The organism is Actinomadura rifamycini DSM 43936 (assembly GCF_000425065.1).
GTDB classification, from domain to species: domain Bacteria; phylum Actinomycetota; class Actinomycetes; order Streptosporangiales; family Streptosporangiaceae; genus Spirillospora; species Spirillospora rifamycini.
Window position 1 is genome coordinate 96,677 of the sequence record NZ_AULB01000007.1, and the last position, 23,377, is coordinate 120,053.

A 23,377-nucleotide genomic window follows, 5' to 3' on the forward strand; every position below is an offset into this window, starting at 1 on the left:
GAGGGAGCATGGTGGGACATCGGACGGACGCGGACCGGCGGGTGGTCGCGAGCGGGCGGCGCGGCCCGTGGGGCGTCCGCGCGGCGAAGCGGCTGCTCGCGGACGCGGCGGGCGGCGCGCCGGTCGCGCGGGAGGCGGCCGCCCGGATCGCGCGGACGCCCGGCCACCGGCTGCACGAGCGGGCGCGGGAGCGGGTCGCGGCGTGGTGGGTGCGGACGCGCGACCCGGGGCTGCGGGCGGTCGTCCTGGAGACCGGGGCCGTCGCCGGGCCGATGCCCGCCCGCCTCGTGACGCTGGCGCTCCACGACCGGCTGGACGAGTGGCGGGCCGTGGACGCATGCCTGGCACCCGACCTGCTCGCCGATCCCGACCCGGACGTGCGGGCGCACGCGGCCGCGCACTGCCGGGCCGCGGCGGGGCCGCTGCTGGACGCGCTGTGGGAGGCGGGCGCCGATCCGGGCACGCCGCTGCGGAGCGTCCTGCTGGCCGCCGGGACGCCGCCGTCCGGCCCGATGCTGGACGCCCTGTGGCGGGCGTGGCTGGGCGAGCCGGACGCGGAGACGGGCGCCGCGCTGCTGCGATGGCGGCGCCCCGCCGAGGACGCGGGCCTCGGCCCGCTGAGCGCCGTCGCGTTGGAGACGGACGCCGTAATCCTGCGGCGGACGCCCTACCGGGAGGCGCTCCTGGACGCGCTCGCCATGCGGGACCACCCGCTGCGCGAGATCGCCGCCGGAACGTTCCGCGCGGTGCACGACCGTCCGCTCGTCGAGGACCTGTGCGCGCGGGCGACGGCGGACGCCGGGCTGGCGGCGTTCTGCGCCGAGCACGCGTTCGCGCCCGCCGACCCGGTGGCGCGCGCCGCGTTCTTCCTGCTCACCGGGCAGCCGCGGCAGTACCGGGCGCTCGACCCGGACGGCGGCCTGCTGTCGCTCGCGTACCTGTCGCGGGCGGACGACGAGCGGGCGCGGCTGCGGACGGCGATGCTCGCGGCGGGCGAACTCGACCTCGTCCGCGTCATCGTCGGCGACGACCGGCGCGCCCGCGTCCGGGACATGTCCGCCGACGAGACCCGCTACCTCGCCGAGCAGCTCGCGCACCGCCGCGAATGGGACGACCTGTGGTCGCTGGTGAAGGACGTGCCGATCGCGACGGGCGCCGGGCTGTTCCGGCTGTTCGAGGGCTGGGCGCCGGGCGGCGACGACGAGCGGCGGCTGTTCGCGCTGTTCCGCGCGGCGGACCTGCGGGCCGTCGCGTCCGGGCTGCGGGAGGGCGGCGACACGCCGTGGACGGCGGCGCCGCGGGCCCGGCTGCGGTTCCGGCACGGCGTCGGCGGCGTCTCGTTCGCGCCGGACGGCCCGTTCCTCGCGGTCGCGGGACGGGCGGGCGTCGTGGGCGTGTTCGACCTGCGCACCGCACGGCTCGCCGAACGCTACGACTGGTTCGACTCCCCCGTCGGGTGCGTGCTGCACGCCGGGGACGGCGTCGTCCTCGCCGGTGAGCGGGGACGGCAGGGGGCCCGGCCGTGCCGGCTCGTGCGGTGCGCGGACGGGACCGACCGCACCCTGCACTCCGGTCCCGGTTCCGTCACCTCGCTGGCGCTGACCGGGGACGGGACGTTCGCGGCCGGCACCCGCGACGGGGACCTCCTGCTCGGCCGTGCGGACGGCCCGGTGGCGGTCCGGTCGATCACCGAGTTCGGGCTCGGGCGGCGGCAGTGGCCGCGGCGGATCGTCGCGCACCGCGGGTCGGGGCGGCTCGCGCTGCTCGGCCGCTCGGTGCACCTGGTCGATCCGGCCACCGGGCACGCCGTCGGCGCCCACCCCGGCCGGACGGTCACCGAGGTCGGGTTCGCCGACGCCGACACGGTCGCGTGCGCGGACCCGCAGGGCTGGACGGTCCTGCTGCGGGTCGCGGACGGGCGGCGCGTCTCCGCCCGCAACGCGCAGATCCAGGGGTGCGCGGGCCTCGGGGTGCTGCCCGGCACGGGGCAGATCGTCATCGCCGACCGGACCGGCGACCTGCACTTCCTGACCGGCGCGACGCTCGACGCCGTCGCCGTCCACCGGACGCCGTCCGGCGACCGGCCGACCGGGCTGACCCTGTCGCCCGGCGGCGAGTTCCTCGCGGCCGGGCACGGCGACGGCCGCGTCGACCTGTTCGACCTGCGGCTGCGGGAGGTGCCCGCGCTGGTCCGGCGCCCCGTCGCCGACCTCGTCCCGCGCGACCTCGGGGCGGTGGGCGCGGCGCTCGCGCACTCCGCGGTCGCCGGCCGGGACCGGGCCGTCCTGGAACTGCTCGACGCGACCCTGGTCCACCGGTTCCGGTTCGACGTCGAACTGGGCGAGGCCGTCGAGCTGACCGCCGGGGAGCACGACATCAGCCTGTGATCCGGACGCCGCGAAGGGCGGCGCGGAAGCGGAGATCGCGGAAGAATGCGGAGGAGACCTGTGGAAGGGGGACGATGACGACCCGTATCGGCATCGACTTCGGCACCGCCAACACCGTCGTCGCGGGCTGGGACCACGACCTGGACCGCGGGGAGCCGGTCCCGCTGCCCGGCCTCGACCTGCAACGGGAGGGGACGCGGGGCGTCGACCAGCGGGTCGTGCCGTCCCGCGTCGCGTTCTCCGGCGGCGGCGACCGCCGGTGGATCGGCGCGCAGGTGACGTCCGAGGTCGCGGACGACCCGGAGAACACCGCGTTCCAGTCGATGAAGAGCGCGGTGACCGGGCGGGCCGTGGACATTCCGCGGCGGCTCGGCGGCGACCGGACGGTCACCGCGCGGCAGGCCGCGACCCGCTTCCTGTCGGACGTGATGGCCGCCGCGACCCTCGCGGTCGACTCCGGCGACCTGGAGATCGTCGCGACCGCGCCCGTCGAGTCGTTCGACACCTACCGGGACTGGCTCGTCCGGGAGGTCGGCGAGGAGGCGGGCGGCGCGGCGCGGCTGCGCGTGGTGGACGAGGCGACGGCCGCGGCCGTCGGGTACAGCGCGCGGCTGAACCCCGGGGACGTGTTCCTGGTGTTCGACTTCGGCGCCGGGACCCTCGACACGTCCGTGGTGAAGGTGCTCGACCCGTCGAACGCGACCGCGGGCGCGTCCGTCCGGACGATCTCCAAGGCGGGCCTCGACCTCGGCGGCGACCACATCGACGCGCTGCTCGCCGAGCACGTCGCCGAGCTGACCGGCGTCCCGTTCGGCGACACCGAGGAGTACAACCGGGTCTTCCGGGAGCTGCTGCGCTCGGCGGAGCGCGCGAAGGTCGCGCTGACCACGCAGGACGCGGCGAAGATCGAGTCCGGGCGGTTCGGCATGGAGGTCACCCGCGCCGAGTTCGACGGGCTGCTGAAGCGCAAGGACGTCCTCGGGCGGGTGAACCGGGCGCTGCGCAAGACGCTCGACGGCGCCGCCGCGAAGGGGTTCCCGGCCGACGAGATCTCCAAGGTGTTCCTGGTGGGCGGGACGAGCCTGGTCCCGGCCGTGCAGGACGTCCTGTCCCTGCAGTTCCCGCCGGACGCGCTGCACCTCGACCGTCCGCTGGAGGCCGTCGCGGCGGGCGCGGCCGGCATCGCGGGCGGCTACGAGCTGAGCGACCACATCCAGCACGACTACGCGATCCGGCACGTCAACCGGGACACCGGCGCCTACGAGTTCGAGACGCTGGTGGAGGCCGGCACCGAGTACCCGACGCCCGAGCCGGTGAAGATGCTGACGATCAAGGCGATCCGGAACGGGCAGAAGCACCTCGGCATCGCGGTGTACGAGCTGGCGCACGCGAGCTACCGGGAGGCCAGCTCCGACCTGGAGATCATGTTCGACGCGAACGGCGGCGCCCGCACGGTCGCCGTCACCGCGCAGCGGCTGCAGGAGCGGTCCCGGCTGTGGCTGAACGAGGACAGCCCGACGTTCCTGGAGGCCGACCCGCCCGCCGAGGCGGGCGTCGACCGGTTCCGGCTCGACTTCCGCGTGGACGCGCAGAAGCGCCTGACCGTCTCGGCCTACGACCTCCAGCGCAACACCCTCGTACTCGACCGGCAACCGGTCGTCCGGCTGTCCTGAGCCGTCCCCAGGGAGGACGCCATGTCGCACTACACCAAGGTCCGCACCACGATCACCGACCAGGAGCGCCTCGTCGGCGTCCTCAACGACCTGGGGTTCGACCAGGTCGAGTCGCACGCGTCGCCCACGCACCTCTACGGCTACCAGGGCGACCGCCGCCCGGAGAAGGCGGAGGTGGTGGTGCGGCGGCGGTTCGTCGGCGCGGCCAGCAACGACCTCGGCTTCCACCGGACGCCCGACGGGACGTTCGAGGCGATCATCAGCGGCTACGACCGGCACAAGTACGATTCCCGGTGGCTCGACACGGTGGCGCAGCGGTACGGGCGGCTCACCGCCCTGGCGTTCGCCGAGAGCCACGGCTTCGACGTCGCGACCGAGGAGACCGACCGCGCGACCGGCGAGGTCAGGCTGACGCTGCGGCGCACGACGTTCTGACGGGGGGCGGATCTGAAGGACATCCTGTGGAGGTCCGCGGACACGCTCCGCGGCTCCATGGACGCCGGCCAGTACAAGGACTTCGTGCTGGGCCTGGTGTTCCTCAAATGGGCCTCGGGCTCCGGCGCGTTCGACGTCCCGGAGCCCGCCCGCTGGGACGCGCTCGCCGCCTCCGGGGACGGCCGGGCGCTGGACGCCGCGATGGACGCGCTCATGGCGGCGAACCCCGCGCTGGCCGGGGCCCTCCCGAAGATCTTCACCACCGTGGACGGGCGCCGCCTCACCGAACTCGTCCGCCTCATCGACGGCGCGAGCATCGGCACCGGCGCGCCCGGCGGGCCCGGCGACGTCCTCGGCGAGGTCTACGAGTACTTCCTCGAGCGGTTCGCCCGCGCGGAGGGCAAGCGCGGCGGCGAGTTCTACACGCCCGCCGCCGTGGTGCGGCTGCTCGTGGAGATCCTGGAGCCGTACCGGGGACGCGTGTACGACCCGTGCTGCGGCTCCGGCGGCATGTTCGTCCAGGCGGAGAAGTTCGTGCTGAGCCACCGGGGCCGCCGGGACGACATCGCGGTGTTCGGGCAGGAGGCCAACGAGCGGACGTGGCGGCTGGCGCGGATGAACCTCGCCGTCCACGGCATCGCCGGCGACCTGCGCCGCGCCGACACCTTCTGCACCGACGCCCACCCCGGCCTCTGCGCGGACTTCGTGCTCGCGAACCCGCCGTTCAACATGTCCGACTGGTACCGGCGGGCGGACGACCCCCGCTGGCGGTTCGGCGTCCCGCCCGCCGGGAACGCGAACTTCGCGTGGATCCAGCACATCCTCGCCAAGCTCGCGCCCACCGGGTCCGCGGGCGTCGTGATGGCGAACGGCTCGATGTCGTCCACGCAGAAGGGCGAGGGCGGGATCCGGGCGGCGCTCGTGGAGGCCGACCTCGTGTCCTGCATGGTGGCGCTGCCGCCCCAGCTGTTCCGCACCACGCAGATCCCCGCGTGCCTGTGGTTCCTGACGCGCGACAAGGGCGCCCGCGCGGGCCACGTCCTGTTCGTCGACGCGCGCGGCATGGGCACCCTCGTGGACCGCACCGAGCGCGTCCTGACGCCCGCCGACATCGACCGGATCGCGACCGCGCACCGCGCGTGGCGCGCGGGCCGTCCCGTGGACGAGCCGGGCTTCGCGCGCTCGGTGTCCCTGCGGGAGATCCGCGACCACGGGCACGTCCTCGCGCCGGGCCGCTACGTCGGCGCGCCCGCCGCCGAGGCCGCCGAACCCGCCGCCGACCGCATCGAGCGCCTCACCAAGGAGCTGCTCGCCTGCCTGGACGAGTCGGCCCGCCTCGACGCGGTCGTCCGGGCCCGGCTGGACGGGCTGGACGGGTGACGGTCCGGCTCGGCGACCTCGTCGACCTGGCGAACGGGAAGGCGCGGCCCGCCCCCGGCGCCGCGTACCGCACGTACGGGGCGAACGGCGTGATCGGCACGTCCGACCGGTTCAACGCGGAGGCCGGCACGGTCGTCGTCGGCCGCGTCGGCACCTACTGCGGCGCCGTCCACTACAGCCCGGACCGCTGCTGGGTCACCGACAACGCGATCATCGTCACGCCCCGGGACGGCGTGAACCCCCGCTACGTCCACTACCTGCTGAAGGCCCTCGACCTGAACCGGTACCGGCTCGGCTCCGGCCAGCCGCTCCTCACCCAGGGCGTCCTGAAGGACCTGCCGGTGCCGCGCGCCTCCCGCGCCCGCCAGGACCGCGCCGCGGGCGTCCTCGGCGCCCTCGACGACAAGATCGCCGTGAACGGGCGGCTCGCCGCGCTCGCCGACGCGCTGGTCCGCGCCCGGTACGACGAGGCGGCGGCCGCGGCCCGGGCGTCCGTCCGCCTCGACGCCCTCGGCACGCTCGTCCGCGACCTCGTCCCGGCGTCCCGCATCCCGGACGGGGAGCCGTACATCGCGCTGGAGCACGTCCCCCGCCGCAGCATGTGGCTCACCACGTGGACGGCCGCCGCGGACGTGCGCAGCGGCAAGACGCGTTTCGCCGCGGGCGACGTCCTGTTCGGCAGGCTCCGCCCCTCCTTCCACAAGGTGGGCCTCGCGTTCGTGGACGGCGTCGCGTCCACCGACATCCTGGTCGTCCGCCCGGGCGAGGCGGCGCACCGCGCGTGGCTGCTGGCGGCGCTCGCCAGCGACGCCGTCGTCGCGCACGCGTCGGCCGTCGGCGACGGCACCCGGATGCCCCGCGCCGCCTGGTCCGACCTGGCCCGCTACGAGGTCCCGTGGCCGGGCGACGGCGCCGCCCGCCGCTTCGGCGCGACCGTCGCGCCGCTGGCCCGCCGCGTCGCGGCCGCCGCCGCCGAGTCGGCGTCCCTCACCGCCCTCCGCGACGCGCTCCTGCCCGTCCTGGTCCCCGCCGCGGACGTCCCGTCACCCGCGTGATCCGGGGCGGCGGGCCGTCACGGCCGCGGGGCGCGGCGCCGCAGGACGGTCTCGGCGAGTTCGGCCAGCAGCTCCAGGCGACGCCGCTCGGCGTCGGGTTCCGGGACGACCGTCCGGTGGATGGTCTCGCCGTCGAACAGGTGGCGGGCCGCCGACACCAGGACGTGCCGGTCCTCGTCCGGCAGGTCCCGCAGGCCGGGGGCGGCGCGGGCCAGCTCGGTGATCGCGTCGCGGTAGCGCTCCGCCGCGGGCGCGAGGCGCGCGCGCAGCTCGGCGTCGGTGCGGGCCGCCACGAGCAGCTCGAACCAGACCACGTTGTCGACGGCGCGGTGGCGGCCGCGCATCAGCTCCAGGGCGTCCCGCAGGCCGGCGTCGGGGTGCGCCGCGAGCTGCTCGCCGACCAGGGCGAGCTGGCGGCGGCCCACCTCCTCCGCCGCGGCGACCAGCAGGTCGAGGCGCGTGTCGAAGTGGCGGAACAGGCCGCCGCGCGAGACGCCCGCGCGGGTGCAGATCTCCCCGACGGACGCGCGGGCGTAGCCGACCTCCGAGATCGCGGCGATGGTCGCGTCGAGCAGCCTGCCGATGGTCCCTTCCCTGCGCTCCCGCTGGGTGCGCCGCCGCTCCGTCGTCACGCCATGGAGGGTATCCGGGGCCGGCCCGCGCGCAGGAACCCGCCGGTCCGCCGGGTGCCGTGGGCCTCGGTGAACCGGCCGTCCAGGAACAGCGGGACGCCCGCGACGAGGGTCGCGGTGACGGTGGCGTCGTTGCGGTTCACCATCCGCACCAGTCCGCCGAACTCCTCGAACGGCGCCTCGCGGGCCTCGTCCAGGGACCCGTCGAGACGGTCGGGGTCGACGACGACGAGGTCGGCCCGGTCGCCTTCGCGGAGCGTGCCGGCGTCGATGCCGTACCAGTGCGCGAGCTCCCCCGTCAGCCGGTGCACGGCCCGCTCGACGCTCATGAAGCCGCCGTGGTGGGCGCGGCTCAGCAGCCGCAGCGGGAAGTTGTAGAACGCCATGTTGCGCAGGTGCGCGCCCGCGTCGGAGAAGCCCATCTGCACCTCGGGCAGGGCGCTGAGCTTGTCCAGGGCCGCGGGCCGGTGGTTGGAGATGACGGTGTACCAGCGCAGCGCGCGCCCGTGCTCGACGACGAGGTCGAGGAACGCGTCGACGGGGTGGACGCCGCGCTCGTCCGCCACCTGCCCGAACGAGCGGCCGACGACCGCCGGGTCGGGGCAGGCGACGATGTGGGCGTCGTACAGGTCGCGGTGCCAGATGCGCGGCGACCAGCGGTTCTCGTAGTCGCGGCGGAAGCGGCGGCGGTAGTCCTCGTCGCGCAGCAGCGCGTTCCGCTCGACCTCCTCCTTCAGGTGCAGGGCGGCCGCCCCGGCGCCGAACTCCTCGAAGACGACCAGGTCGATGCCGTCCGCGTGGACCCGGAACGGGACCGGCAGGTGCTGCCACCGGAAGTCGCCGCCGAGCCGGTTGGACGCGCGCGCCAGCGGCCCCATGATGTGCATGAGCAGCGGGTTGGCCTTGACGTCCGCCGCGGCGAGCATGCTGGTCTTGAGGGGGCGGCGGCCGCCGCGCCCGACGGACGCGGCGAGCGCCGGGACCAGGCTGTAGGGCGTGTTCAGGTTGGGGATCGTCTGGAGCACCCGGCCCGCGCTCCGCACGATCCGGTACAGGCGGCGGCGCTCCTCGCGGGTCGCGAAGGTGGACGGCAGGGTGCGCGACCGGTAGCGGTCGCCGTCCATCTTGTCCCACGGGTTGCGCATCTCCGACAGGCCGAGCATCCCGGCCTTGAGGGCGTCGACGAGCCGCAGCTCCATCTCCCGCAGTTCGGCGGCGCTCGGCTTGACCCGGCGGTCGGTGGACCGTCCGAGGCCCATCACGGACGCCCGCAGGTCGGAGTGCCCGAGGAACGCGGCGACGTTCGGGCCGAGCGGGAGCCGTTCGAGCGCCGCGGCGTACTCCTCGGCGGTGTCCCAGGTCCGATGCTGTTCGAGCGTGCGGATGACGTGCTCGCGCGGCACCGCCTCGACCCGGCTGAACAGGTCGGCGGCGTCCAGCGGGCCGACGTGCACGGTGCTCAGCGAGCACGAGCCGAACACGACGGTCGTGACCCCGTGCCGCACCGACTCGCCGAGTCCGGGCGCGGCGAGCACTTCGGCGTCGTAGTGGGTGTGGACGTCGACGAAGCCCGGCATCACCCAGCGGCCCGCGGCCTCGACGACCCGAGCCCCGTCCGCGTCCAGCTCCGCGGCGGTGACGGCGGCGACCCGGCCGTCCCGGATCCCGATGTTGCGGACGGCCGACGGCGCGCCCGTCCCGTCGAACCAGCGCCCGCCCCGGACGATCACGTCGTATCCCATGCCGAACATAGAAACCAATCGGTCGCTATGTGTCAAGGGTCCGTGGAACGCCACCGGCCCGGGCCCGCGCGCCTCCGCGCGGACCCGGGCCGGTCGACGGCCGGACGCCCCAGGGGGCGGCTACCGCGCCAGGCGGGCCTCCAGGGCCTCGATGATCCGCGGGCGCATCTCCGCGGCGCCGATGACCGCGTCGACCGAGCCGACCTCCACCGCGCGCCGGATGTCGTGCACCCGGTCGAACTCCGCGGCCACCTCGGCCTGCTTCTCCGTCCGCACCGACGCGCGCAGCTCGACCAGCTCGGCGAGCAGCGCGGCGCGCTCCGGACCGGCGGCGGCCGCCGCGCGGCCCTCCAGGTCGCGCACCCGCGGGTCGGCCGCGGTGCGGGCGTCCACGTCGTGGGTGAACACCACCGCGGCGGCGGGCGCGCCGCCCAGCACCGACGCGAACGAGCCCTCCAGCGCGAACACCGTCATGTCCGGGTTCAGCGCCTTCGAGAACACCACGAACGCGCCGCCGTGGTACCGCGAGATCACGCAGAACACGATGGGGCCCCGGAAGTTCACGATCGCGCGCCCGATCTCCGCCCCGTACTCCAGCTGCAGCTTCCGCAGCGACTCCGGGGACCCGTCGAAGCCCGACAGGTTCGCCAGCACCACCAGCGGCCGGTTGCCGCTCGCCGCGTTGATCGCCCGCGCCGCCTTCTTCGACGACAGGGGGAACAGCGTGCCCGCCGTGTAGGCGTCCGGCCCGTCGGTGGGCGGGAACCCGCGCCGCGGCACCGGCCGCGACTCGATGCCGAGCAGGCACACCGGGATGCCGCCGAGGTGCACGTCCTGCACCGCCGCGGTCTCCGCGTCGGCCATCCCCGCCCAGCGCTCCAGCACCGGGTGGTCCTGGTCGGACAGGGCGCGCATCACGGTCCGGATGTCGAACGGCTTCTTGCGGTCCGGGTTCGCGGCCGCCGAGAAGATCTCCCCGACGGTCGTGAAGTCGCTGCCCTCGACGGCGTGCGGGAAGTCGGAGACGTCGCGGTCGGCGGGGTCGGCCGTCTCCGCCCGCCGCGGCCCGTCCTCGCCCGGCGCGACGTACGTGTGCTCGTAGTGCGCCATCAGCACGTCCCGCGCGGACACCAGGTCGGGCGCCCAGTACTGCGCCTGCCCGTTCGGGCCCATCACCCGGTCGTGGCCGCCGATCCCGAAGTTGTCCTCGGCCGACACGCCGCCGGAGAAGTCCAGCGCCTGCTTGCCGGTGAGCACCATCGCCGAGTCGGGCGTCATCACGAGGACGCCCTTGGTGTGCATCAGCATCGTCGCCTCGGCGTTCCAGTACGGCTGCGCGCCGACGTTGACGCCCGCGACCACGATGTTGATCTCGCCGCCGTCCTGGGTGAACTCGACGATCCGCTTGAGCGCCGCCGCCACCCAGTCCATGTTCTCCGTGCCCGAGTCCATGGAGATCCGGGCGCCGGACGACAGCGCGTACCACTCCAGCGGCACCCGCATCCGCTCCGCCAGGTCCAGCGCGGCGATCACGCGGCGGCACTCCGGTTCCGACAGCGCGCCGAGCGACTTCGTCGGGTCGCCGAGCAGCACGACCCGCGTGACGCCCTCCGGGTGCAGCCGGGTCGGCGTGCGGACGACGCCCGCGACCATCGCCGCCGTGTTGCGCCCGGCGGGCCGGTCGACGGGCACCAGCGCGTGGGCGCCGTCGAGGTCGTGCTCGACGAAGTCGCCGAGCATCCGCGTCAGCTCGTACGGGTACACGGTGTTGCGGGCGCTCGCGCGCAGCACCTTCTGCCGGTAGCCGCCGACCGGCTCGACCGGCTCGTCGGACGGCTCCCCGACCGTCACCCGGACGCCCCCGGCCGCGCCGAACGCGACGCGCGCGGCCATCTTGCTCAGCTCGCCGGTCTCCCGGTCGCGCCGCCGCCCGATGATCAGGATCTCCTCGAGCCCGGCGCCCGCGGCCGTCGGCAGCACCCGCCCGACGATCATCTCCAGTTCCGCCCGGGTGAGGCTGATCGGCGGCCACACGTACACGACGATGCGGTTGGTGCCGACCCGCTTCTTCGACGGGCGCAGCTCCCGCGCGCGGCGGATCGAGTCGAGGCAGCTCGCGATCGTGTACTCGGCCATCGGCAGGGTGACCAGCCGGCCGTCCTGGTCGCGCAGCTCCGTCATGTCCCGCACCTGCGCGAACGCGACGAGGCGGTCGTCCGCCGGGTTCTCCTTCGCGACCGCCTGGAAGAGGTAGACCTCCTCGTCCGACGACGGCAGCCGGGTCAGGTCGAACTCGCTCAGCCGCTCCAGCTGCATCCGCTGCGCGATGTACGGGTGCAGGCCGCGGATCAGCCGCTCCTCCGCCATGCCGTCCCCGGACGGGCGGAACGTGAAGTGGTGGTGCATCACCGCGCCGCGGCTGCCCGCGACCGTCGCGGTGATGCGGCGGACCCGGTCCGGCAGCGGGTGCGCGGCGACGACCTCGTGCAGCGCGGCCGCCATCGCGTCGAAGTCGTCCGGCTGCCCCTCCCACGCGAGGTAGATGTCGGCGTCGACGTCCTCGTCGCCCGCCAGCTCCGCGAGGCCGCGCAGCGCGCCGCCCAGCGCCTCGAAGCGGACCGCCGCCGACACCAGGCACGAGCCCGCCCGCTCGGCGACCACGAACGTGCAGCCCGCCGCCTCCCGGGTGCCGACGCCGATGAGGCCCTTGTTGCCGTAGTACCGGCGGGTCAGCACCTCCAGCATGACCGTGTTGTCGGCGTCGCCGCGGTCGAGCCGCCGCCCGAGCAGCCGCACCAGCGGCTCGGTGCTGCGCACCATCTCCGCGATCCGCTCCGCGCGGTCCGGCGCGTCCGGCGTCGCGTCCAGGTACCGCAGGTGCTTGCGGACGTCGGCGTACACGCGGGCGCGGTTGCGGCGCAGCAGCGGCTGCGCGAACCACGCGAACACCACGCCGCACGCCAGGTCGTACACCACCGGGAACCGGACCTGCGCCGCCGCCACCAGCCGCTCCAGCGCGAGCCCGACGGTCTCGCGCATCCGCTCGTCCGGCGGCGGCTCCAGCAGCCACGCCCGCAGCAGCGCCGCGACGACCGCCGCGTCGGCGGACGCCCGCTGCCGCGCGAGGAAGGCGCGGAACACCGCGGACTCCAGTTCCGGCGAGCGCTCCAGGTCGGTGACGCCGTAGTGCGCGAGCGCCTTGCCGAGCCGCTCCCGGAACGCGTCCGGCAGCCCGGCCCGCTCCACGTCGAGGCTCTGCAGGTAGGTGTGGAAGTGCTCGCGGGCGCTGTGCACGTGGCCCTCGTCGCCGCCCGCCGGACGGTCGCGGCCCAGCTCGGCGAGGTCGGCGAACACGTCGACGAGCGCGAGTTCCGCCGCCAGCGGCCGGTGCCCGTCCGCGGCGGCCGCGGCGCGCGCGGCGAGGTAGTCCTGGAGCACGCGCCCCTCGTCGTGCGGGTCGACGTCGAAGCCCAGCAGCAGGCTGCGCAGGTCCTCCAGGCCGCGCGCCGCGCGCTCCCGCGCCGGGACCGCCGCGGGCGCGGCGGGCAGCTCCAGCTCGACGGCCCCGCCGACCGCGGTCTCCGCGGCCTCCACGTCGTCCGCGAGCTGCTCCAGCCTCAGCAGCGGCGCACCGGCCTCCACCTGGCTGCCCGCCGACACGACGCATTCCTTCAGCCGCGCCTTGAACGGCGCCCGCAGCACCGTCTCCATCTTCATGCTCTCCAGCACGAGGATCGGCGCGCCCGCCTCGACCTCGGCGCCGGCCTCCAGCGGCGTGGCGACGACCAGCGCGGGCGCGGGCGCGCGGACGACGCCGCCCTCGTCCCGGCTGACCCGGTGCGGGACGCCGTCCACCTCGACCAGGTGGACGGGCCCGTGCGTCCCGGTGACCAGCCGGTACCGGGCGCCGTTGACCGTGATGCGGCCCGCGTGCCGGTCGAAGCGCTCCAGCTCCACATCGGCGGCGCGGACGTCGCCGCCCGCCTCGACGCCCACCCGGAACCGGTGCGCGCCGACCCGCGCCACCCGCACCCGGTACCCGGCGCCGCGCAGCTTCAGGTCCAGCGGCCGGCCGCTCTCGTGCCGCACCTGCGGGCGTCCGCCCGACGCCGTCGCCAGCAGCCGCGCCCGCTCCGCGCGCTCCTCCTCCTCGTACACCTCGATGGCCGCCGCCACCAGCGCGACCCCCGAGTGCCGGTGCGAGACGAGCCCGCCCGCCTCCCGCACCCGGTCGATCCAGCCGGTGTCCGCGCTGCCGTCGATCACCTCGGGCCGGTTCAGCAGATCGAGGACGAAGCCCTTGTTCGTCGCGCCCCCCTCGATGATCACGGTGGTGCGCGCCATCGCCCGCCGCAGCCGGGCCAGCGCCTCGTCCCGGTCCCGGCCGTAGGCGATGATCTTCGCGATCATCGAGTCGAAGTCGGCGGGGATCGTGTCGCCCTCGGCGACGCCGGTGTCCACCCGCACGCCCGGCCCCGCGGGCAGTTCCAGCCGCGCGATGCGCCCGGGGGACGGCGCGAAGTCGCGGTCCGGGTCCTCGGCGTTCAGCCGCGCCTCGACCGCGTGCCCGCGCTCCACGGGCCGCTCCCCCTCCAGCCGTCCGCCCGACGCCACGTGCAGCTGCGCCTTCACCAGGTCGTACCCGGTGGTCGCCTCGGTGATCGGGTGCTCCACCTGGAGGCGCGTGTTGACCTCCAGGAACGCGAACATCTCGTCGCCCGGGTGGTACAGGAACTCGACGGTCGCCGCCCCCCGGTACCCGACGGCGACCGCGAGCCGCTCGGCGGACGCCTTCAGCTCGGCCGCCTGCTCGGGCCGCAGCACCGGCGACGCCGACTCCTCGATGACCTTCTGGTTGCGCCGCTGCACCGAGCAGTCCCGCACGCCGAGCGCCCACGCCGTCTCGCCGTCCGCGATGACCTGCACCTCGACGTGCCGCGCCCCGGTGACCAGCCGCTCCAGGAACACGACGCCGCTGCCGAACGCCCGCGCGGCCTCCTGGCCGGTGCGCTCGTAGGCGTCCACCAGCTCCGCCTCGTTCGCGACCATGCGGATGCCGCGGCCCCCGCCGCCCGCCGTCGCCTTCAGCATCAGCGGGTACCCGATCTCCGCGGCCGCCGCCACCGCCGCGTCCAGGCTCTCGACCGCGCCCCGGCTCCAGGGCGCCACCGGCACCCCGACCTCCTCGGCGATCAGCTTCGCGCCGATCTTGTCGCCGAGCCGCCGCATCGCCTCCGCGCTCGGCCCGACGAACGCCACCCCGATCCGCTCGCACAGCTCCGCGAACGCCGGGTCCTCCGCGACGAACCCCCAGCCGACCCACGCCGCGTCGGCGCCGGACTCCACCAGCGCGCGCTCCAGCACGTCCAGATCGAGGTACGGCCGCGCCGACGCGGGCCCGAGGTCGTACGCGCGGTCCGCTTCGCGGACGAACGCGGCGGCACGATCGACGTCCGTGTACAGGGCGACGGTCTCGATCCGTGTCCCGGTCTCCGCGGCGATGTCCCGCACGGCGTGGATGAGCCGCATCGCGGCCTCACCACGGTTGACGATGGCGACACGACTGAACACTGACCGAACCCCCTGTAGACGCGTGACAGACCGGCGGCGTCAGCCTCTCGTCATTCGGCCGGTAGTTCCATGCCGCCGACAACGCATGCTGCCCTGCGAGGTTTGTGGGATTCCTCCAAACACCCCGGAAGCACCTGCGAAGCCGCGACGCCGCAAGAGCTCCCCGATGCCTACCCGCCCCGCCCCGTCCGGACACCTTGCGGTGACGGCCCCCAGCGGTGTCCGCATACGGTCCGTTACCGGGTCTTGCCGGGCGGATCCGACCGCGTGTTCCCTGGAAGAACGGCGCGATCTTCGGCGTCCGCACCGCCCCGCCTCCCCGGCGCTTTCCCCTTAGGCAGGTCCATGGGCCCTTTGCATCCCGACGACCCCGTGATGATCGGCGGCCACCGAATCTTGGGACGCATCGGCGCCGGGGGCATGGGCGCCGTCTATCTGGCGGAGGACGGCGAGGGCGGCCGTGTCGCCGTCAAGACGATCCGCGCCGAACTGGTGCGCGACGAGGACGGCACCGTCCCCGCGCGCTTCCGGCGCGAGATCGCCATGCTGCGACGCCTCGGGCGCCGCTGCACGGCCGCTCTGCTGGACGCCGACCCGGACGCCGACCCGCCGTACCTCGTCATCGAGTACATCCCCGGCCCGTCCCTGGCCGAGCAGGTGAAGAGGCACGGCCCCCTGCGCACCGACGCCTTGCAGGAGGCGGCCGTCGGCATCGCCGCCGCGCTCGAGCACGTCCACGCCGAGGGGATCGTCCACCGCGACCTCAAGCCCGCGAACGTGCTGCTCGGCCCGCACGGCCCCCGCGTCATCGACTTCGGCTTGGCGCTCCTCGCCGAGCGCGGCACACGGATCACCGCCACCGGTCTGCAAGTGGGCACCCCGCCGTTCATGGCGCCGGAGCAGCTCCTCGGCCACCGGGTGACCCCCTCCACCGACCTGTTCGCCTGGGCCGGGACCATGGTGCACGCCGCGTCGGGCGCTCCCCCGTTCGGCGAGGACCACCGGACCCTGCACGCACGCATCCTGGAAGCCGAGCCCGTCGTCCGCGGGATCGACGGCCCGCTGCTCCCACTGGTGATGCGCGCCCTCTCGAAGGATCCGGCCGCCCGCCCCACCGCCGCCGAGATCGTGGCGGAGCTGCGCTCGCTCGCCCCTTCACGGACCGTCCTCGGCAACGCCGCGGCGGGCACCGTCCGGCTTCCGGCGCCCGCCCCGGAGCACACCGTCACCGCCGACGACCCCGACGGCTGGGCCGAACTCGCCGGCCGAAGCGTCGCCGCGGGCAAGACACGGCTCGCCGCGCACCAGGCGGAACGCGGGCTCGCACTGGATCCCCTGCACGCCCGCTGCCTCCTGCAACGCGCCCGGGCGTCCATCGCCGAAGGCCGCAACGGGCTCCCGGACCTCCGGCTCGCCCACGAGGTCGCCCCGGACGACACCGAGGTCACCAGCGCATACATCCGAGCGCTTCTCACCGACGGGACCGTCGAATCGGCCAGAAAGGCACACGAACTGGCCCCCGGCGACGCTCCGATCCGCACCGAGTACGCATGGCGGCTGTCCGCGTCCGGCAGGAGGGCAGACGTCATCAAAGCGTTCAAGCTCGCCCCCGGCGACGCGGAAATCGCAGCCCGGTACCGTCGCCTCGCCAAGGCCGAGGCGTCGGCGACCGACATCTCGCCCGCCGCCCTCCGCGCCGTCCTACGCGTGAAGGCGGCCCTCCCCGAGGGGCATTGGCTCGCCACCGGCCCGGTCCTGCTGGTCAATATGAACGCGCACGACACCGAGAAGACCATCCCCGAAGTCGTAACGCCGCAGTTGGACCTCGACCGCCTCACCCAGGCAGTGGAGCGGTTGGCACAGCATTCCGAAGCGCTTCCCCAGAACACCCAGATCCACCTGGGTTCCCTCCTGGCCTGGTCGCTACAGCAAGAGATCTACAGGAACTCGCTCGACTACTCCGCCGAGCGAGGACGACGGATCGCGGACCTGCTGATGTACTCGGCAGGACACCTTCCCCTCGCGACGGGCCTGCCCTACCTCGCGTCCCACATGGCCGCCGACGCCCTCGACCACACTGCGGGGTTCAAAGGTTCGTACTTGAGCATCTTCGTCTTCATCGTCGTCGCCGAGGTTTTCATCTGCGGTATTCATGTGCGGAACAGCGAGAATCCTTCGGAGGCATTGGCGATCGCTCTCATCGGCGGCGTCATCGCCTTCGCCGTTTGGGCGGGCTACGCAAGACTCGCACACGTGAACAAGCTCGCCCGGCGCCGACGTCGCCGCGCTGCGGACATGCTCTGAACGGAAGGTTCCGCCCCTCGTTCAGCGGCGGCCGCCGGGTTCCCAGGCGTGCACCTCGACGGCGGCGTAGCGGTCCTCCGTCAGGACGGCGCGCGCCGCGTCCGGCCCCGCCGCGCGGACCAGTGCCGCCGTCCCCAGCCAGGCGGTCCCGTCGTCCGACAGCAGCGGCCCGTACGCGATCAGGTCGTCCTTCCACCCGTCCGGCACGTCGAGGTCGGCGCCCTCACCGGAGCCGAGGCCGAGCACCAGGTACCGGTCGTCCGCGGCCCGGCCGCCGGGGAAGTCCCACATCGTGCGCCCCAGCGCGTTGCGCCACCGCCGCACCAGCACGTCCCGATACGCCCCGGCCTGGTAGCAGGGCTCGTCGAACGCGAACGCCCGGACGGCGGCCGCATCCGGCAGGTCGACGATGTGCACGCTCCCGGAGAGTTCGCCGTCCTCCCGGAACGTCGGCCCGCGCGCGATCAGTCGCCGGTCGAACCGGTCCATGTACGACCAGTGCTCCTCGACCAGCGCATGGCGAAGCTCCAGGGATCCCGGCCGGTCTCGGTGGTAGCAGAAGAATTCCACCCGCCGAGTCTCCCAGCCGCGAACCGCCCGTCAGCGCACGGACCGCCGCTTCAACTCGTCCACCAGCCCGGCGAACGCGTCCACGCTGAGCACCAGATGCCCGCCCCCAGGGTCCTTGGAGTCCCGCACCCCGACGCCGTCCGCAAAACGACCCAACTCGACACAAGCCTTGTCGCTCACGCCACCACTGTAGGAACTCTTACGCCACCGGATGATCATGTATATCTCTCCAAGTACCGTTTGATCATCTTCCGGGAGTCACTCTCCGGCAGGGCATTTGCGCCGATTTGGTCGAATATATCCGCTACCTCCCTCACTTCGCCAGGTGATTCGATCAGACGTCCGCCACACTGAGCGCCCACATACGCGACGTCACGGACGTCTAGCCGGATTATCTGGAGCGAGCCATCCACCCCACGCGTCCCACCCGCCGAGAAGGGCACGATCCGGATACTTGCGCGACGCTCATCCGCCAACGTCAGCAGGTAGCGAAGTTGCGCCGCCATCACGTCGGCGCCACCGACCACTTGCGTCAACGCGCCTTCGCCCAGCAGGACCCACAAGTCGGGCGGCTCCTCGCGCCCAAGGATGGCGGCCTTCCGCTCGGCTCGTTCCCGCAACTCGCCTTCGAGCCCCTTCAGGGAACCAGCCGATACCAGCGAGCACGTGTATTCCTCGGTTTGCACGGGGTGCGGAACAGCCAGCCCATGGTAGATCTTGATCGACTTGGCTTCCTGCTCATAAGCAGAGAACTGCCCAAACCAGTCCGGATCGTGAGCCATCCGGGCATACCACAGCATTACCCGCAACAACTCACCAGTGCCATATTTCTCGTCCAGCTTCACAAGATGACCTTCATGCGGGCGAAGCCGTCCCGCCTCCATGTTAGAAACAGTCGACCTGGCGACATTGAGAATTCGGCCGCACTGGGTCAGCGACAGCCCGGCCCTCTCTCGAAGAAACCGCAGGTAGAAGGCAAGGAAGTGCCACTGAGACGCCTTGGGGTCGAGAGGTTCGCGGACGATCGGCAAGACCGCTCCTGTTTATGTCTGTTTACATCAACACGCCGACCATAGAAGACGTCAGCGACCCTCGTCACAGGAAAACGAAAATCGAGGCGAGGGGGATCGATGTCGATCACTGCGACCGGGGACCTGATCATTCCGCTGCTGGGGACGCCGTCGGCCGTGGGGCTTGCGCGGACGCTAGCGGGCGCCCGGCTAAACCAGTGGAATTGTCGCCACATTTCGGACGATGCGCTTCTCATCGTGTCGGAACTCGTCACGAACGCGGCGCGGCAGACGCCGCATGAGGAGATCCGGCTCCAGGTGAGCCGGGACGTCGGCGGGATCGTCGTCGCGGTGTGGGACGCGAGCCCGGAGATCCCGCAGGCCCGGCCGCTGCCGGAAGTCGTACCGGACGACCTCGGCGCGGCGGACGGCTCGTTCGAGGATGCCGGTGGGCGCGGGCTGCCGCTCGTCCAGGCGCTCTCGTCCGCGTGCGGCGTCACACGGGATCCCAAGGGCGGGAAGTGGGTCTGGGCCCGGCTCAGCCCTTAGAGCCTGTCCGGTGAATCTTGGTGTTCGGCTACCCGGCGGGACGAGCCGGACACCCCGACAGGTCGGCGGGCAGGCGCTCGGGCGGTCGCGGGGCGGGCTGACCACCAAGGTCCACCTGACCGCCGACGGGCGCGGCCTGCCGCCGTCGATCCAGGTGACCGCCGGGAACGTCAACGACCGCACCGCCTTCCCACGGCGGGCGCCTGGCGGAGCAGGGCGAGAGTACGGTCACGTTCGCCGCCGCGACACCCCATTCGTACTGCGGTCGACCACAGTACGCCGTGAGGGGAACCCCATAGCGAATGCCGCATCGGCTTCGTAGCTTTGAGTTCGTGATCAGGACGCCTCACAGAAAGCACGTCGTCACCATCTCGCGCAATGGGCAGGGAGGTTCCTGATGAACGAAACGACGAACGAGCAGGACGGCAAGGGCACCGGCACGGGCGGACGCCTCGCGGGCGCGATCCGCCTACCGGACGACTCCTGGGTGCGAGGACGCGGCCTGCGCAATGGACCCGCGTCCGGTCCTGAACCCGGCTTCGGGCTCTACCTCGGCACCGCGAAACTCCGCGAGCGCCACGAGGACGAGTTGCGGTGGCCGCACACGTGGATCGAATGGCCCGACTTCCGGCTCCCCCGCGACCGGGACACGGCCGTCCGGGAGATCCGGGGCCTGCATGAACGGGCCAAAGCGGGCGAGGCGGTGGAGGTCGCCTGCGGGGGCGGCATCGGCCGCACCGGAACGGTCATCGCCTGCCTCGCCGTCCTGGCGGGAGTCGCCCCGGGGAACGCCGTCGGCTGGGCGCGCGAGCACCACCACAAGCGGGCCGTCGAGACCCCGTGGCAGCGCCGCTGGGTGCGCAACTTCCCACCAGGCTGAGGCGGCGCCCCTACGGGACGGGCGGAGTCCGCACGTCACCGGGTGGTCGACCACGACCCGTCACGGTGCTCGGCCGCGGCCGGAACCAGTCCGTAGGGGTCGGGGTGGATCCTGCGGGAGAAGTCCATGAGTTCGACCATGTGCGGAGTGAGCCGGATCAGCACGAAGTCGTTCCCGGCCGGGCCGTCCGGAAAGAAGCTCTTCAAACCCTCCTCCCACCGGGCCACCCGTTCCGCCACGTCGTCGACGACTTCGGCGTCCGCTTGGAGGCACACGTAGGCGAAGGCGGCCCGGTCTTCCACCGCATAGGACACATGCGGCCCCCGCGAGACCTCGGCGGCCTTGCGGGAGGCCGGGCTCGTCCCGATCCAGACGGTCCCGTCGTCATCGACCCCCACATGCTGGACGAGCCGGGTATGCGGTCGCCCATCGTCGACCGTCGTCAGGAACCCGTACGGGTTGGTCCGCAGAAGCTCCAACGCCACCTCGACCAATTCGCCTGGCACCGCTCCCCCTGACCACTCGCGACGTTCCGAAGCATCCTTCACCGACCCGACTTGCTGATCAAGAGGGCTGGTTCTCCGGACAACGCTGATGTCCCGTGCCCACCACGGGCTCATGCGACCATCGCCGACGCACCATGAGCGGGCCAGGCAGCATCCCTCCCCCGCCGAGGACTCCCCCGAACCACCCGCTCTCCGCTCGCACGAAGATCTCCCGGCCCTGAGTTGCACGGAACCGGCGCGGAACACCAGAGCACCCTGTCACCCCCTACGCCCGGCTCGCCCGGCTCGCCCGGATCGCCCCAACCTTCACCCCCCTGCGGCCGTGTCGGCGCAGGCGGCGCCACCCGATGGAACAACTCGCACAACTCGTCCGGCTGCCAGCCGTCGCCGCGGGTCCTGTGACCGGGGAGTGACCGGGGTGAGAGTGCGGCGGGAAAGCATCGGCGGCATCCGGAGTCGGTCGGCTCTCGGCAGGTTGTGAAGTCGTCGCGGTGCCCGCCGAACGAACCGACCGTCATCCGGGCGGATGTCCATCAGGCCGAGGGAGGCCAGTGCATGGTGACGAAGTTCAGGGCCGTGGCTCGAAGACGGGGGGCGTTCACCGTCGCGACCGTGGCGGCCGCCGTTGTGGCGGCGCAGGGAGTCGGTACGGGTACGGCGGCGGGGCGGGAGATACGCAGTGCGGAGTCGGCGACGCGTGTGAACTGCGTGGTGCCGGGTCTGTCGGTGGTCTACACGGTGTGCAGCAACCCGTTCCTGGTCGCGCCCGGCCAGGAGGTGCACATCCGCCTGGTGGCCTCGGGCGGCAAACCGGTCGCATTCTGCCTGGAACCGGCGGGCGGAGGCTGGGACCACGGCTGCGTCAAGTACGCCATGCGCCCCGGCGAGAGCGCCCGCGTCTGGCACAACAGGACCGGCGCGACGCACAACGTCCAGCTCATCGCCAACACCAACGAACGCGTCGACGTGCGGGTGCAGGGCGACCTGACGCTCCGGTAGCGCCGCCCGCGTTCACCTCGCTCAGCCGAAAGGAAAGACGACCATGACCGCCCCGAAACTCTTGGGGGTCGGCCTCCTGGCCACGGCCGGCGGCCTGCTCATGACCCTTTCCGCGCCCGCCGGGGCCGCGGAGACCACGTCCGCCGCGCGCGCGGCGGCCCCGGCGGAAGCGGCGGCCGCCAGCGGCCCGTCCGCCGTGTCGACATCGGCCCGCCGGGACGTCCGCGTCCAGGTCGCGCAGTGGGCGCAGCCCTTCCTGCGTGTCCGGAACAGCCCGGGTTGGCCGGGCGGGCAGCCGGGCGACGTGATCGGCACGATGCGGCCCGGGGCTCCCGCCTCGGCCGTCTGCTGGACCAAGGGCGCCGACATGACCGCCTACGGACGGACCGGCTCGATCTGGATCAAGATCAGGCTGGGCTCGCCGCCCACCGCCTGGGTGTGGGACGGCGGGCTCAACCCCCACGCCGCGCCTCCCCCGTGCGGCGGGTGCGACAGGAGCGCACCGGGCGGCGCGGCCGGCCCGGACGACTGCCCGGCTCGTGAGGAGGAAGGCCGATGAACATCACCCGCATCGGGGCCGGGACGGTCGCGGCGTTGGCGCTGCTGGCCGTGGTGCCGCCCTCGGCCGCGAACGCCGACTCTCCGGCCCGCACCCGCGCGGACCGGGTCACCGTCGGCGACTGGGCCAGGCCCCTGCACATCCGGAGCGATCCAGGCGCGCCGGGCATCCCGCCCGGCAGAGTCATCGGCTCCATCATGCCGCCCGCCGAGGCGAGCGCCCTGTGCCAGATCCCCAACGGCGCGACGATGACCTCCTGGGGCCGCACCAGGTCGGACTGGGTCAAGATCCGGTACGGCTGGGAGGGGCATGCGTGGCTGTGGGGCGGCGGCCTGAATCCCTACTCGCTCCGCGAGTGCTGAACGCCGCCGAGCGGAGGCCGGGCCCCGGCACGGTGTGAGCGGGGCGTTCGGTCAGTTCCCCGGGACGGGCGGCAGGTCCTTGTGGACGACCGTGAAGCCGCCCCGGGTGACCGGACCGAACGGGGCCGGCGCCATCCCCTTCCCGGTGTGGGGGTTCTCGATCCACCGGCCGTTCTCGTCCTGCGTGAGGTTCATGAACTCCCAGCCGTAGCCGACGCGGTCGCGGGTGCGGCCGGGCCTGTCCTTGCCGCCGTCGTAGACGCTGAACCCGAGGCGGCGCCCGACCCAGTCCGGGCCGCCCTCGCTCACCTCGTCGATGACGGCGGTCATGGCCGCGTAGCCGGGGGCGGTCGTCAGGGAGTCGACGTGCCCGGACGCCGTGATCGTCACGTTCAGGCCGGGCGAGTAGTGCGAGATGCGGACCGTGCCCTTCGCGTCGTTGGGGGAGCCGGGGAAGTCGCCCTCGGCGGTGGCGTAGGGGGTCGCGCGGGCGTCGAAGGCGAACGCGCGGACGTCCTGGTCCTGGTGGTACGTCCGGCGCATCTCCCCCCATCCGGTGACGCTCGCGACCTTCGGCTCCTTCTTCTCGGGACGGGCGGACGCGGCGGGGGCGACGGCCGCCGTGACGGTGAGGGCGGTGGCGGCGGCCACGGTCAGGGCGGCGGCGGTGCGCAGTTTCGGCATGGTTCCCTCCGGGGTCTGGTCGATCTCCGTCGAGGCTGCCGAAGGGCCCCGGGGAGGCGCCTCGCCCGTGCGGGCGGGC

General features: G+C 73.6%; 19 protein-coding genes and 1 pseudogene. 12 read left to right on the plus strand and 8 right to left on the minus strand.

The window, feature by feature from the left end; all coding sequences use genetic code 11:
* Nucleotides 1–8: 8 nt before the first annotated feature.
* The 5 genes from H505_RS0103120 to H505_RS39585 all read left to right on the plus strand — a co-directional run bounded on the left by H505_RS0103120 (nt 9) and on the right by H505_RS39585 (nt 6,930).
* Nucleotides 9–2,387: a WD40 repeat domain-containing protein gene (locus H505_RS0103120; protein ID WP_157432884.1), complete on the plus strand. Its 2,379-nt coding sequence runs from the start codon at nt 9–11 to the stop codon at nt 2,385–2,387.
* A 74-nt stretch (nt 2,388–2,461) separates the two neighbouring features.
* On the plus strand, nt 2,462–4,060 hold the full coding sequence (locus H505_RS0103125) for an Hsp70 family protein (protein WP_026400796.1): 1,599 nt from the start codon (nt 2,462–2,464) through the stop codon (nt 4,058–4,060).
* Nucleotides 4,061–4,081: 21 nt separating this feature from the next.
* Entirely contained in the window at nt 4,082–4,495 is a 414-nt protein-coding gene (locus H505_RS0103130; RefSeq protein WP_026400797.1) for a DUF1257 domain-containing protein, read from the plus strand.
* A gap of 21 nt (nt 4,496–4,516) precedes the next feature.
* On the plus strand, nt 4,517–5,875 hold the full coding sequence (locus H505_RS0103135; protein WP_281173406.1) for an N-6 DNA methylase: 1,359 nt from the start codon (nt 4,517–4,519) through the stop codon (nt 5,873–5,875).
* A complete protein-coding gene (locus tag H505_RS39585; RefSeq protein ID WP_051300133.1) occupies nt 5,872–6,930 on the plus strand; it encodes a restriction endonuclease subunit S in 1,059 nt (352 codons plus the stop codon). The genes H505_RS0103135 and H505_RS39585 overlap by 4 nt, the downstream gene beginning before the upstream one ends.
* A gap of 17 nt (nt 6,931–6,947) precedes the next feature.
* On the opposite strand, the gene H505_RS0103145 is transcribed toward H505_RS39585, so the two are convergent.
* From H505_RS0103145 to H505_RS0103155, 3 genes are all read right to left on the minus strand, one after another.
* Nucleotides 6,948–7,562, minus strand: a complete 615-nt coding sequence (locus H505_RS0103145) for a TetR/AcrR family transcriptional regulator (protein ID WP_026400799.1) — start codon at nt 7,560–7,562, stop codon at nt 6,948–6,950.
* Nucleotides 7,559–9,304, minus strand: coding sequence for an N-acyl-D-amino-acid deacylase family protein (locus tag H505_RS0103150; RefSeq protein WP_026400800.1), 1,746 nt, complete (start codon nt 9,302–9,304; stop codon nt 7,559–7,561). Before H505_RS0103150 ends, H505_RS0103145 begins: the two co-directional genes overlap by 4 nt.
* Nucleotides 9,305–9,424: 120 nt before the next feature.
* Nucleotides 9,425–14,875, minus strand: coding sequence for an ATP-binding protein (locus H505_RS0103155; protein ID WP_026400801.1), 5,451 nt, complete (start codon nt 14,873–14,875; stop codon nt 9,425–9,427).
* Between the two features lie 246 nt (nt 14,876–15,121).
* Here H505_RS0103155 and H505_RS47255 point away from each other — a divergent pair, with 246 nt between their 5' ends.
* Nucleotides 15,122–17,179, plus strand: a complete 2,058-nt coding sequence (locus tag H505_RS47255) for a serine/threonine-protein kinase (RefSeq protein ID WP_211238389.1) — start codon at nt 15,122–15,124, stop codon at nt 17,177–17,179.
* 21 nt (nt 17,180–17,200) lie between these two features.
* Here the strand turns inward: H505_RS47255 and H505_RS0103165 are convergent, their stop codons facing one another.
* The 3 genes from H505_RS0103165 to H505_RS0103175 are packed head-to-tail and all read right to left on the minus strand — an operon-like array spanning nt 17,201 to nt 18,780.
* Nucleotides 17,201–17,749: a YciI family protein gene (locus H505_RS0103165; protein ID WP_026400802.1), complete on the minus strand. Its 549-nt coding sequence runs from the start codon at nt 17,747–17,749 to the stop codon at nt 17,201–17,203.
* A 30-nt stretch (nt 17,750–17,779) separates the two neighbouring features.
* Nucleotides 17,780–17,968 carry a DUF397 domain-containing protein gene (locus H505_RS0103170; RefSeq protein ID WP_034516489.1) on the minus strand — a complete coding sequence of 63 codons (189 nt, stop codon included), beginning with the start codon at nt 17,966–17,968 and terminating at the stop codon, nt 17,780–17,782.
* Nucleotides 17,965–18,780, minus strand: a complete 816-nt coding sequence (locus tag H505_RS0103175; RefSeq protein WP_084549797.1) for a helix-turn-helix domain-containing protein — start codon at nt 18,778–18,780, stop codon at nt 17,965–17,967. Before H505_RS0103175 ends, H505_RS0103170 begins: the two co-directional genes overlap by 4 nt.
* 99 nt (nt 18,781–18,879) lie before the next feature.
* Here H505_RS0103175 and H505_RS39595 point away from each other — a divergent pair, with 99 nt between their 5' ends.
* The 3 genes and pseudogenes from H505_RS39595 to H505_RS0103185 all read left to right on the plus strand — a co-directional run bounded on the left by H505_RS39595 (nt 18,880) and on the right by H505_RS0103185 (nt 20,188).
* Complete coding sequence (locus H505_RS39595) at nt 18,880–19,308, plus strand: ATP-binding protein (RefSeq protein WP_051300136.1); 429 nt, start codon at nt 18,880–18,882, stop codon at nt 19,306–19,308.
* A 67-nt stretch (nt 19,309–19,375) separates the two neighbouring features.
* Nucleotides 19,376–19,498 (plus strand): annotated as a pseudogene (locus H505_RS51400) (IS5/IS1182 family transposase); the annotation flags it as partial.
* Nucleotides 19,499–19,705: 207 nt separating this feature from the next.
* Entirely contained in the window at nt 19,706–20,188 is a 483-nt protein-coding gene (locus H505_RS0103185) for a protein-tyrosine phosphatase family protein (RefSeq protein WP_051300138.1), read from the plus strand.
* Nucleotides 20,189–20,223: 35 nt separating this feature from the next.
* Here the strand turns inward: H505_RS0103185 and H505_RS0103190 are convergent, their stop codons facing one another.
* Nucleotides 20,224–20,673 (minus strand): pyridoxamine 5'-phosphate oxidase family protein, encoded by a 450-nt coding sequence (locus H505_RS0103190; protein ID WP_245592438.1) that lies wholly within the window; start codon nt 20,671–20,673, stop codon nt 20,224–20,226.
* 720 nt (nt 20,674–21,393) lie between these two features.
* Here H505_RS0103190 and H505_RS0103195 point away from each other — a divergent pair.
* From H505_RS0103195 to H505_RS0103205, 3 genes are read left to right on the plus strand one after another with little or no spacing between them, the layout of a single operon-like run.
* On the plus strand, nt 21,394–21,693 hold the full coding sequence (locus H505_RS0103195) for a hypothetical protein (RefSeq protein WP_026400807.1): 300 nt from the start codon (nt 21,394–21,396) through the stop codon (nt 21,691–21,693).
* Between the two features lie 43 nt (nt 21,694–21,736).
* The gene (locus H505_RS0103200) at nt 21,737–22,252 is read left to right on the plus strand and encodes an SH3 domain-containing protein (RefSeq protein WP_157432885.1); all 516 of its coding nucleotides are present in this window, start codon (nt 21,737–21,739) and stop codon (nt 22,250–22,252) included.
* Nucleotides 22,249–22,614: a hypothetical protein gene (locus H505_RS0103205; protein WP_026400809.1), complete on the plus strand. Its 366-nt coding sequence runs from the start codon at nt 22,249–22,251 to the stop codon at nt 22,612–22,614. Before H505_RS0103200 ends, H505_RS0103205 begins: the two co-directional genes overlap by 4 nt.
* Nucleotides 22,615–22,665: 51 nt before the next feature.
* Here the strand turns inward: H505_RS0103205 and H505_RS52270 are convergent, their stop codons facing one another.
* Entirely contained in the window at nt 22,666–23,298 is a 633-nt protein-coding gene (locus H505_RS52270) for a hypothetical protein (RefSeq protein ID WP_034516490.1), read from the minus strand.
* Nucleotides 23,299–23,377 lie beyond the last annotated feature (79 nt).

Coding starts and splice junctions, on each gene's coding strand:
- H505_RS0103120 (WP_157432884.1), top strand. CDS start 9: ATGGTGGGACATCGGACGGACGCGGACCGGCGGGTGGTCGCGAGCGGG.
- H505_RS0103185 (WP_051300138.1), top strand. CDS start 19,706: ATGAACGAAACGACGAACGAGCAGGACGGCAAGGGCACCGGCACGGGC.
- H505_RS0103170 (WP_034516489.1), bottom strand. CDS start 17,968: ATGATCATCCGGTGGCGTAAGAGTTCCTACAGTGGTGGCGTGAGCGAC.
- H505_RS52270 (WP_034516490.1), bottom strand. CDS start 23,298: ATGCCGAAACTGCGCACCGCCGCCGCCCTGACCGTGGCCGCCGCCACC.
- H505_RS39595 (WP_051300136.1), top strand. CDS start 18,880: ATGTCGATCACTGCGACCGGGGACCTGATCATTCCGCTGCTGGGGACG.
- H505_RS0103150 (WP_026400800.1), bottom strand. CDS start 9,304: ATGGGATACGACGTGATCGTCCGGGGCGGGCGCTGGTTCGACGGGACG.
- H505_RS0103130 (WP_026400797.1), top strand. CDS start 4,082: ATGTCGCACTACACCAAGGTCCGCACCACGATCACCGACCAGGAGCGC.
- H505_RS0103200 (WP_157432885.1), top strand. CDS start 21,737: ATGACCGCCCCGAAACTCTTGGGGGTCGGCCTCCTGGCCACGGCCGGC.
- H505_RS0103125 (WP_026400796.1), top strand. CDS start 2,462: ATGACGACCCGTATCGGCATCGACTTCGGCACCGCCAACACCGTCGTC.
- H505_RS0103205 (WP_026400809.1), top strand. CDS start 22,249: ATGAACATCACCCGCATCGGGGCCGGGACGGTCGCGGCGTTGGCGCTG.